The organism is Ruegeria sp. BHSB064 (genome assembly GCF_059613205.1).
In genome coordinates this window covers 1-9,229 of record NZ_JBXWSB010000150.1, presented here as the reverse complement: position 1 = coordinate 9,229, position 9,229 = coordinate 1, and the positions used below count along the sequence as shown (strand labels likewise).

Annotated in this window: 10 protein-coding genes and 1 pseudogene; 6 read left to right on the top strand and 5 right to left on the bottom strand. The window is 57.8% G+C overall.

Annotation, left to right across the window (positions count from 1 at the left end; genetic code table 11):
- Positions 1 to 227: pseudogene (locus AC2FNU_RS22075) on the bottom strand (phosphoribosylamine--glycine ligase); the annotation flags it as partial.
- 75 nt (positions 228 to 302) lie between these two features.
- Between AC2FNU_RS22075 and xseA the strand changes: the two are divergent.
- Positions 303 to 1,787, top strand: a complete 1,485-nt coding sequence (gene xseA, locus AC2FNU_RS22070; RefSeq protein ID WP_496792638.1) for an exodeoxyribonuclease VII large subunit — start codon at positions 303 to 305, stop codon at positions 1,785 to 1,787.
- A gap of 70 nt (positions 1,788 to 1,857) precedes the next feature.
- Here xseA and AC2FNU_RS22065 read toward each other — a convergent pair whose 3' ends face one another.
- Positions 1,858 to 2,238 carry a hypothetical protein gene (locus AC2FNU_RS22065; RefSeq protein ID WP_496792634.1) on the bottom strand — a complete coding sequence of 127 codons (381 nt, stop codon included), beginning with the start codon at positions 2,236 to 2,238 and terminating at the stop codon, positions 1,858 to 1,860.
- Positions 2,239 to 2,393: 155 nt separating this feature from the next.
- On the opposite strand from AC2FNU_RS22065, the gene AC2FNU_RS22060 reads away from it, so the two are divergent.
- From AC2FNU_RS22060 to AC2FNU_RS22040, 5 genes are all read left to right on the top strand, one after another.
- Positions 2,394 to 3,032, top strand: coding sequence for a lysoplasmalogenase (locus AC2FNU_RS22060; RefSeq protein ID WP_496792629.1), 639 nt, complete (start codon positions 2,394 to 2,396; stop codon positions 3,030 to 3,032).
- Between the two features lie 58 nt (positions 3,033 to 3,090).
- On the top strand, positions 3,091 to 4,233 hold the full coding sequence (ftsY, locus tag AC2FNU_RS22055) for a signal recognition particle-docking protein FtsY (protein WP_496792624.1): 1,143 nt from the start codon (positions 3,091 to 3,093) through the stop codon (positions 4,231 to 4,233).
- Positions 4,234 to 4,320: 87 nt separating this feature from the next.
- On the top strand, positions 4,321 to 5,223 hold the full coding sequence (locus AC2FNU_RS22050) for an EamA family transporter (protein WP_496792621.1): 903 nt from the start codon (positions 4,321 to 4,323) through the stop codon (positions 5,221 to 5,223).
- 16 nt (positions 5,224 to 5,239) lie between these two features.
- The gene (locus tag AC2FNU_RS22045; protein WP_496792617.1) at positions 5,240 to 5,845 is read left to right on the top strand and encodes an inner membrane-spanning protein YciB; all 606 of its coding nucleotides are present in this window, start codon (positions 5,240 to 5,242) and stop codon (positions 5,843 to 5,845) included.
- A gap of 115 nt (positions 5,846 to 5,960) precedes the next feature.
- Positions 5,961 to 6,629, top strand: coding sequence for a Crp/Fnr family transcriptional regulator (locus AC2FNU_RS22040; RefSeq protein ID WP_496792613.1), 669 nt, complete (start codon positions 5,961 to 5,963; stop codon positions 6,627 to 6,629).
- Positions 6,630 to 6,849: 220 nt separating this feature from the next.
- Here AC2FNU_RS22040 and AC2FNU_RS22035 read toward each other — a convergent pair whose 3' ends face one another.
- From AC2FNU_RS22035 to hflC, 3 genes are all read right to left on the bottom strand, one after another.
- Positions 6,850 to 8,361: a Do family serine endopeptidase gene (locus AC2FNU_RS22035; RefSeq protein WP_496792609.1), complete on the bottom strand. Its 1,512-nt coding sequence runs from the start codon at positions 8,359 to 8,361 to the stop codon at positions 6,850 to 6,852.
- 111 nt (positions 8,362 to 8,472) lie between these two features.
- Positions 8,473 to 8,667 carry a DUF2065 domain-containing protein gene (locus AC2FNU_RS22030; RefSeq protein WP_496792606.1) on the bottom strand — a complete coding sequence of 65 codons (195 nt, stop codon included), beginning with the start codon at positions 8,665 to 8,667 and terminating at the stop codon, positions 8,473 to 8,475.
- Positions 8,667 to 9,229: protease modulator HflC (hflC, locus tag AC2FNU_RS22025; RefSeq protein WP_496792601.1), on the bottom strand; the 563-nt coding region annotated here is incomplete at its 5' end. The genes hflC and AC2FNU_RS22030, both read right to left, overlap by 1 nt.

Sequence of the window (9,229 nt, the reverse complement as noted above, 5' to 3'; positions counted from 1 at the left end):
GCCGCCAAAGGTGCCTCTGGCCCGACAATCACGAAATCAATCGCGTTTTCTTCGGCAAAGCTGACAACGGCCCCGCCATTCTCGATATCCAGCGCGGCACAATCCGCGATCTGAGCGATTCCGGCGTTTCCCGGTGCCACGATCAGACGGTCGCATTTTGGGTTTTGCAACACCGCCCAGGCGAGACTGTGTTCGCGCCCGCCGCTGCCGAGAATGAGGATGTTCATGAATGCTCTCCGATCTGCTTGGCCTTGCCTGCGCGGCGTTCTAAGCTGGCCCGGCATTCGAAACAAGGCGCTGAAATGTCCGATCTGCTTGATGACCCGATTCCGGGCCAAAATACCCCCGAATACACCGTTTCCGAGATCTCGGGAGAGGTGAAACGCACGCTCGAAGGCTCCTTCGGGCGAATCCGTGTGCGCGGTGAGGTCGGACGCGTGTTCAAAGCACGTTCGGGGCATTTGTACTATGACATCAAAGATGACCGGAATGTTCTGGCCTGCACCACGTGGAAGGGTCAGATTTCAGGCTTGTCCGTTGTCCCGGAGGAAGGGTTGGAAGTTGTCGTCACAGGCCGCCTGACCGCTTTTGGGGCGCAGTCGAAATACAACCTGAACGTCGATGAGGTGTCCGTCGCCGGACAGGGCGCACTGATGGCGTTGCTGGAAAAGCGCAAGAAACAACTTGAGGCCGAAGGTCTGTTTGCACCTGAGCGCAAGAAGCCGTTGCCCTACCTGCCGCAGATCATTGGGGTCGTGACATCGCCTTCGGGCGCCGTGATCCGCGACATTCTTCATCGCCTCCGGGATCGGTTCCCGCGTAAGGTGTTGATCTGGCCCGTGGCCGTCCAAGGGGCAAATTGCGCACCCGAAGTGGCCCGCGCTATCGAAGGCTTCAATCAATTGACGCCGGGCGGAGCTTTGCCACGCCCCGATCTGATCATCGTGGCGCGCGGAGGCGGGTCTATCGAAGACCTCTGGGGCTTTAACGAAGAGGTCGTCGCCCGCGCCGCTGCCGCGTCAGATATTCCGCTGATTTCAGCCGTCGGGCACGAAACCGATACAACGCTGATCGACTTTGTCTCGGATCGCCGCGCGCCTACGCCCACTGCAGCGGCAGAGCTTGCCGTGCCTGTCCGCATGGAACTGCTCGCCTGGACCGGAGAGCAAGGTGCCCGCCTGTCGCGTGCCGCGTCTGACGCGGTACAGCGCCGGACACAAAGGCTGCGCGATCTGTCCCGCGCCTTGCCGCGCCCGGACAGCCTGTTGAACACCCCGCGCCAACGTCTTGATTTGATTGCAGATCGTTTAACACCGGCTTTGACCCGTGGCGTGCAAAACCGCCGCTTGCAAGTCGTCGAACTGTCCGCCCATCTGCGCCCTTCGACCCTGCGCGGTTTGGTATCGACACGACAGGAATCGCTGCACAACCTGTCGTCGCGCCTGTCTCTGCGACCTATTGAACGCGAGATCGACCAACAGCGGCAGAGCCTTGCCCGCCTAGGCGATCGAATGAACACCGCTCAGTCCACGCGGCTGGAACGCCTCAAGCAACAACTTGAGGCGACAGATCGCCTGCGCGAAACGCTCAGTTACAAAGCCACGCTGGAACGTGGATATGCCGTCGTCCGCGCAGAGGGGGACGTCGTCACCACCAAAGCACAGGCGGCCAAACATGCGGCGCTTGAGATCGAGTTCTCTGATGGCATTCTCAGCACCGGCGCCACAGCAAAACCGACGCCCAGGAAACCCAAACCGGACGCCCCGGATCAGGGATCACTGTTCTGAGCTAAACCGACCATCTTGGGCAAATGACGGCGTCGAATTTAACGGCTCAAAGGTGGTGCGCCCGCTTTGATCAAACGCCAACCTCTGGCCCGTAACACACCATTTCCTCGCCTAGTTCTTCGGCCTCGTACAACTCCGTCGCCTCCGGGTTGCCTTCAAACTGCGCAACCAGACCACCGCCGGATTGCGTAAAGACCCAACATTGTGGGTCGGGCCTGTCTTCGTAGACAAAGCAGATTTGATCTTCCGACTGGTACCAGAAACCTTCTTTGCAATTACCATCCAGAAAAGACCATATCACGCGGCGGTTTGGCAAATACCGTTCGACCCCGTATACTTGCCCGTCGAACCCGTAGAAAAGGGTTTTACCTTGCGTATATCTGTCGAACTCCGAGCCAGATAAAGGTGTCTGCGCCGCGGCGGTTTGCGCGGCAAAACTTGCGAGAATCATCCAATACCTGAGCATATGCGCACTCTGCCAGAAGCTTTATGTCGATGCCATTCACCGTTTGACCACGGAACCTCACAAGAAACTTGACTTTACGTAAGCGGTTGATTTCAAAACCCATACCCGCTGAGATCAGGTGTGAACGGCCGGGAGCATCCATGACCAACGTACTATTCTTGATCGCACTTGGCTGCGCCCTTGTCTATCTGCCCATGACAGCGCGCCCGGCCTCAACCTTTCGCACGATTTTCAAGACCACCTCGGTTGCCGCTTTGGCCGTTGCAGCCGTTTTACAAGGCGGGCCATGGTTACTTGTTGTCGCGCTTGTCTTATGTGCGACAGGCGACGCATTGTTGTCGCGCGAAACGGATGCCACGTTCATGGCGGGCATCGCCGCCTTTGCCGGCGGACATCTGGCCTATATCGCGCTGTTCCTGACCTATCCGGCCAGTCACGCTGATCTGATCTGGAACGCGCCCGCAACCGTGTGGTCTCTGGTCATTCTGGGCATCATCATGGCAACGGTTCTTACGCCCCGCGCAGGTGATCTTAAGGGGCCTGTTCTGGCCTATATCCCCATCATCCTTGGAATGGGTATCACTGTTCTGGCACTACCGGATACGGGCGCTTTGCGCTGGGCCTTTCCTGCCGCCATCGCCTTTATCGCGTCCGATCTGATCCTTGCGACCGAAAAGTTCCTGCTGCCGCCGAACCACCCGGCCCTGAAGGTAACGCCCTATCTGGTCTGGCCCCTTTACTGGGGCGCACAGCTTGGCTTTGTCCTAGGGTTCGCATGACCCTTTGCAACTGCCGCAAATCCGCATTAGGTGAAGGGAACACCTGCGGAGACTGTAAATGGCGTTTTTCTCAAAGCTAAAGGACAAGCTGTTAAAATCCTCCTCTCGTCTGGAAGAGGGGCTGGAAGCCATCGTCGAAGATGGCGGCGAGGAAACGGCCGCGCCTGACCCGGTGATCCCCGAACCACAACCGGAACCGCAACCGGTCCCTGAAGTTCCGAATCCCGCCCCGGCACCGCAACCGACTGAACCGCCCGCCCCGATCCCCGCTGATCCAACTCCGATCGCTCCTCCACCCGAAGTCCCTGAATCAAAGGGCATTCTGAACCGCCTGTTCAATCGCGGCGGCGGCACGACGGAAATGCGCCGCACTTTGGATGATGACATGCTGGAGCAACTGGAAGAGCTGCTGATCGCCTCCGACATGGGTGTCGACACGGCCTTGCGCGTCACCTCGAACATGGCCGAGGGGCGCTTTGGCCGCAAACTCTCGACCCGGGAAATCAAACAACTATTGGCGCAGGAAGTCGCCCGCGTGATGGAGCCCGTGGCCAAGCCTCTGCCAATCTATCCCAAACGCCCGCAAGTGGTGCTGGTGGTCGGCGTAAACGGGTCCGGCAAGACCACGACAATCGGCAAACTCGCCAGCCAGTTCAAAGAGGCAGGCAAGAAAGTCGTCATCGCTGCCGGTGACACATTCCGCGCGGCAGCTGTTGAACAATTGCAAGTCTGGGGCGACCGCGCCGGTGTTCCGGTGCTGACCGCGCCAGAAGGCTCGGATCCCGCCAGCCTGGCGTTCGATGCCCTGACCTGCGCGCAGGCCGAAGGTGCCGATCTGCTGATGATCGACACCGCAGGCCGTTTGCAAAACCGTGCTGACCTGATGGAAGAGCTGGCCAAGATCGTTCGCGTCATCCGCAAAGTCGACGACACAGCCCCGCACAACACATTGCTGGTCCTCGACGCCACCACGGGACAGAACGCCTTGAGCCAGGTAGAGACGTTCCGCAAGCTGGCCGACGTCTCGGGCCTTGTCATGACCAAACTGGACGGTACCGCCAAAGGCGGCGTTCTGGTCGCTTTGGCAGACAAATTCGGCCTGCCCATCCACGCCATTGGTGTGGGTGAACAGATCGACGACCTCGCCCCCTTCGACCCCGAAGAATTTGCCGCCGCCCTGACCGGTCTGGACAAAGGCTGATCCGCCCCTTCATCTGGCTAAAAATACCTTCGGGGGTCTGGGGGTGGAAAACCCCCAGCCTCATCGCCCTGCAAAAGGCTGGCATCTTTGAGCACTTGGCTAATCTCACTAGAAGGCACCGAAGCAGGCCACCAGCTTGCGCTTGGACTGGCCCTGATGGCGGCCTTTCTCCATGCCGTGTTTGGGGCTCTGCAAAAAGGACGCCATGATCCGTGGCTGTCTCGTGGGGCCATTGATGCCAGTTACTGCCTCATGGCCGCACCTTTTGCCCTTTTTGTTGTGCCCTGGCCCGAACCGCATATGTGGCCGATCTTCGCGCTCGTCTGGCTGATCCACATCGCCTACAAGACGCTTCAGGCCATGGCGTATACCAAAGGTTCCTATACAGTGGTCTATCCGGTCGTGCGCGGAACCGGGCCGCTTTTTACTGTCATCGGTGCTTATCTTCTGTTCGGAGAGACCTTTTCTGCCGTTCAATGGCTGGGCGTTGCGACCTTGCTGGCTGGCATCTTCGGGTTGGCCGCGTATAATTTCCGGTTTCTGGAAACCAATCGGGACACCCTAGGCATTGCGCTCACTCTGGCAATCATAACGGGCCTTTTTGTGGCCCTTTACACCACCTATGACGCCTACGGCATCCGCGCCACTGCTGACCCTTTCACCTTTCTGGCCTGGTTCTTCATGATCGATGGTACGGCCATGCCGATCTACGCCTTCCTCAGATGGCGAGCCATGATCGACCGTCCTGCTGTCGGCCCCCTCATGCTGCGTGGTCTGGCGGGTGGAGTTATTGCCCCACTCTCCTTTGGTGCGATCATGCTCGCCACCCGGCTGGACAAAGTGGGTGAGGCCGCCGTCCTTCGCGAAACTTCAACTGTCTTCGCGGCACTGATCGGCTGGCTTGTGCTAAAGGAAACTGTAGGCCCCCGACGCATTGCCCTTATGGCATTGATTGCACTCGGCGCCGTAATAGTTGAAATGGGCGGGTAAACAGCAGGACGTACAGATGACAGTCAAAAAAGACATCAACCCGTTTTTGAAACAGGTGCTGGAGCTTGGCCCCCCTTTGGCCTTCTTCTTCATCTACCTGCGTTTGCGTGACGACAGTTTTCTGATCGGTGGTATTGAATATTCCGGCTTTATCGTTGCGACGATCATCTTTGTTCCTCTGATGCTCGGTGCGATGGGTATCCTGTGGTACCTGACCGGAAAACTCAGCCGAATGCAGATATTCACCGCCTTCATGGTGCTTTTCTTCGGTGGTCTTACCGCCTGGTTCAACGACGAGCGGTTCTTCAAGATGAAAACCACGCTGGTCTATGGTCTGTTTGCTTTGATCCTGGGCATTGGCCTGATGCAAAAGAAGTCTTATCTGGCCTATGTTCTGGAAGAGTTGCTTCCGATGAAACAGGAAGGTTGGATGATCCTGACCCGCCGCTTGTGCGCCTGTTTTGCCATTTTGGCCGCCGCCAACGAATTTGTCTGGCGCACTATGTCGACGGACATGTGGGTCAAGATCGAGACCTTTGGCTTTCCCATCGCGCTGATGGCCTTTTTGATGCTGCAATTCAGTATGTTGCAGCGCTACATGGAGGACCCGGAGCAGAAATAAGTCCCGTTGCGTCAGCCAGGTCTGCCAAAACAAACAAAATTCTTGGATAATGCGCCGAGCTATGTGAAGTTGTGTCACCACCCACACACTCACCTTGCCCAAGATCGGTGCATACATGACGGCCTTTCCCAACAGCGGCTTCCTGTCCGAAGCTTCCGACGGGCTCAGAGAAATGCTTTCGGCTCAAGCGAACGAAATTTCTTTGTCCCAAGGCGAAACACTTTTTGAACAAGGCGACGAGGGCGACGCGCTTTACGCCATATTGGACGGAACGCTGGAAGTGTCCTTTCTGGCTATGAGCGGACGCAAGCTAACCCTGACCCTGATGCGCCCCGGCGAGGTCTTTGGCGAAATCGCCCTCTTTGACAATGGCCCACGCACGGCCACCATAGCTGCGGCCGAACCGTCGCGTGTACTGCGCGTCCGTCGCAATGACGTCTTGAAACAGATCCGGCACCATCCTGATCTTGCAGAGGATTTAATCCGGCTGGCCGGATTGCGGATGCGATGGATGGGATCGCAGCTGAACGAACAAGTCTTCTTGCCAATGCCCATTCGACTGGCCCGAAAGCTGCTGCACCTGTCCGGCCTTCAGGACAACCCGTCCGAGCGCATTACGCTATCGCAAAGCGAACTGGCCGAATTTGTCGGGGCGACGCGTGAAGCTGTGTCTAAGACAATCTCTGGCTGGAAAAGAGACAACGTTGTGGAAGCGTCCCGAGGAGGGTTGCTGATCCAGGACTTCACAGCCTTGCGGGAACTGGCCGAGTCCGACCTGATCTGAACAGGTGTGACCTGCTTCACAGACCTGTTTCCAATCATAACCTAAGGTGAACTTGTTACCGTAGGAGGTCAGAGAATCATCCCCGATATCTGTCCACTGACCTCTCCCTGTATCTGAGCCATACGCAATTTTTGCGTATGGCTCATTTTTTTTGGAGAAACCCTGTCCCAGATCGGGCAAGCAAAGAAAAAGGCCGGGATTTTATCCCGGCCTCTTGCGTTTATTCTTCAAGGCTCAGTGCCACAAACCGCGGATCTCCGCCCCTGCGCACCAAAAGCAGCAGGGATTTCCTGCCGGCTTCGCGCGATTCTTCCATTCGCTCTTCCAGATCTCCGATGGTCTCAACTTTTTGCTGTCCTGCTTCGGTGATCAGATCACCGGCCCGCAATCCTTTGGCATATGCTTCGGACGCCTGATCCACGTCGGAAATCACCAGACCTTCGGCATCTGCGTCAAGCCCCAGATCCTCGCGCAGCGTGTCGGTCAGGGGAGATATCGTCAGGCCGAGAATATCCGCGTTCTCGTCGACCGGCGCATCTTCAGGTTCCTGTTCGCCGCTATCAGCACGCTCAGCATCTTCGCGGCGCCCCAGTGTAACCAACACGGTCTGGGTTCCGCCGTCCCGATGCACGATGACACGCACAGATTTTCCAACTTCTGTTTCACCGACCTGACGCACCAGACCACGCGTATCTTCAACCTCGACGCCGTCAAAACTGGTGATCACATCACCCGCCTTCAAACCCGCTTCTTTTGCCGGACCTTCCGGGACATCGCTGATCAAAGCACCACCGGGCTTCTCAAGCCCCATTGCTTCGGCCATGTCTGGTGTCACGTCCTGAATACGCACGCCAAGCCACCCACGGCGCGTTTCCCCAAATTCACGCAATTGGTCGACAACTTTGACGACAACGTTGGACGCCATCGAAAATCCAATTCCGATTGACCCTCCGTTGGGAGACAGGATTGCCGTGTTCACGCCGATCACTTCGCCATCCATGTTGAACAACGGGCCACCCGAGTTGCCTCGGTTGATCGCCGCGTCGGTCTGAATGTAATCGTCATAGGATCCACTCAGCTCTCGATTACGGGCCGATACGATCCCGGCTGAAACCGAAAAGCCCTGACCCAGCGGGTTGCCCATGGCAATTACCCAGTCGCCCACGCGCGCGACGTCACTGTCGCCGAAGGTCACATATTTCAGCGGGCCCGACGCTTCGACCTTGAGCAACGCGATATCGGTCTTCTCATCCGTGCCGATGACTTTAGCCACCAGTTCTTGCTTGGGCTGGCCGTCGCCCGGGAAGAATTCCACAAGGATTTCATCGGCTTCGGCAATGACGTGATTGTTGGTGACGATAAATCCGTCTTCCGAAATCACAAAGCCCGAGCCCAAGGCGTTGCTGCGACGTGGCGCGTCATCATCATCTCCGTTTCGGTCCTGAAATTCGCGAAAGAAATCCTCGAACGGAGATCCTTCGGGGACAATCCCCTGCGGACCCGTCTGACTTTCGATCAGGGTGCTTGTTGTAATGTTCACAACGGCCGGGCTGATCTTTTCCGCCAGCGGCGCAAGACTTTCCCCACGGGCCTGTACGGCAACGGTTTGCGCCAGCAAAAGCAGCAGCCCGGCAAAAGCCAGCCACATCAGCCGCATCCAATCACTAACTTCGTCCCACCGGACGGACACACTGCGCGCTTTCGCCTGCACTTGAGCTCTCCTTGTCGACATTCTTCCCCCAGACCGTTTGAAAGCGGTCCTTCTTGTTCACCAATGTAGTCAGTTTGGTCGGGCGAGCAACTCGGGATCGCGGGGAAATCACCGCCAAGTGAAGCCGTGACCTCAAAAACCCAATTGATGCGCCCCCCAAAGAAGGATCAAGCCGCTTATGACGCACAGTAGCCCCATCAATCGGCGCGCCTGTTCTGGCACTGAACGAAGCGCTTCGAACATACGTTCAATAAGCGAAGGGGCCAGCGCATAGGCCAGCCCCTCGACAATAAGCACCAGCCCAAAGGCCAGAAGGATCATGCCCATTACTGGGTCGCCTGCCCTGTGGGCGATTTCAGGTAGTTGAAGAACTCGGAATCCGGGCTCAGCACCATCGAGCTGTTGCTGCCGCCCAGCGCGCGCTCATAGGCTGACAGCGAGCGATAGAACTCGAAGAATTCCGGGTCTTTGCCAAAGGCTTCGGCGAAGATCGCGTTACGCTCTGCATCTGCTTCACCGCGAATAATCTCAGCTTCACGATTGGCGTCCGACACCAGTTCAACCACGGTCCGGTCGGCCTGCGCGCGCACACGCTGCGCCGCCTCGTTACCACGGGCGCGTTCGTCGGTTGCTTCGCGTTCACGTTCGGCTTTCATCCGGTCAAATGTGGCCTCAAGGTTCGCCTGCGGCAGGTCGGTTGCCTTGAGACGCACGTCGATCACGTTGACACCCAGCGCGCGGGCCTCGGCAATCGCGCTGTTGCGGATGCGCAGCATCAGTGCGGCACGGTCTGAACTCAGGATGTCACGCGAGGACACCGAACCCAGAACTTCACGTGTTTCCGCGCGCAGGATGCGATCCAGGCGGTCTTCTGCGACCGGAACCCCAC

Coding starts and splice junctions, on each gene's coding strand:
- AC2FNU_RS22030 (WP_496792606.1), bottom strand. CDS start 8,667: ATGGGCATGATCCTTCTGGCCTTTGGGCTGGTGCTTATTGTCGAGGGG.
- AC2FNU_RS22060 (WP_496792629.1), top strand. CDS start 2,394: ATGACCAACGTACTATTCTTGATCGCACTTGGCTGCGCCCTTGTCTAT.
- AC2FNU_RS22065 (WP_496792634.1), bottom strand. CDS start 2,238: ATGATTCTCGCAAGTTTTGCCGCGCAAACCGCCGCGGCGCAGACACCT.
- AC2FNU_RS22045 (WP_496792617.1), top strand. CDS start 5,240: ATGACAGTCAAAAAAGACATCAACCCGTTTTTGAAACAGGTGCTGGAG.
- AC2FNU_RS22035 (WP_496792609.1), bottom strand. CDS start 8,361: ATGTCGACAAGGAGAGCTCAAGTGCAGGCGAAAGCGCGCAGTGTGTCC.
- xseA (WP_496792638.1), top strand. CDS start 303: ATGTCCGATCTGCTTGATGACCCGATTCCGGGCCAAAATACCCCCGAA.
- ftsY (WP_496792624.1), top strand. CDS start 3,091: ATGGCGTTTTTCTCAAAGCTAAAGGACAAGCTGTTAAAATCCTCCTCT.
- AC2FNU_RS22040 (WP_496792613.1), top strand. CDS start 5,961: ATGACGGCCTTTCCCAACAGCGGCTTCCTGTCCGAAGCTTCCGACGGG.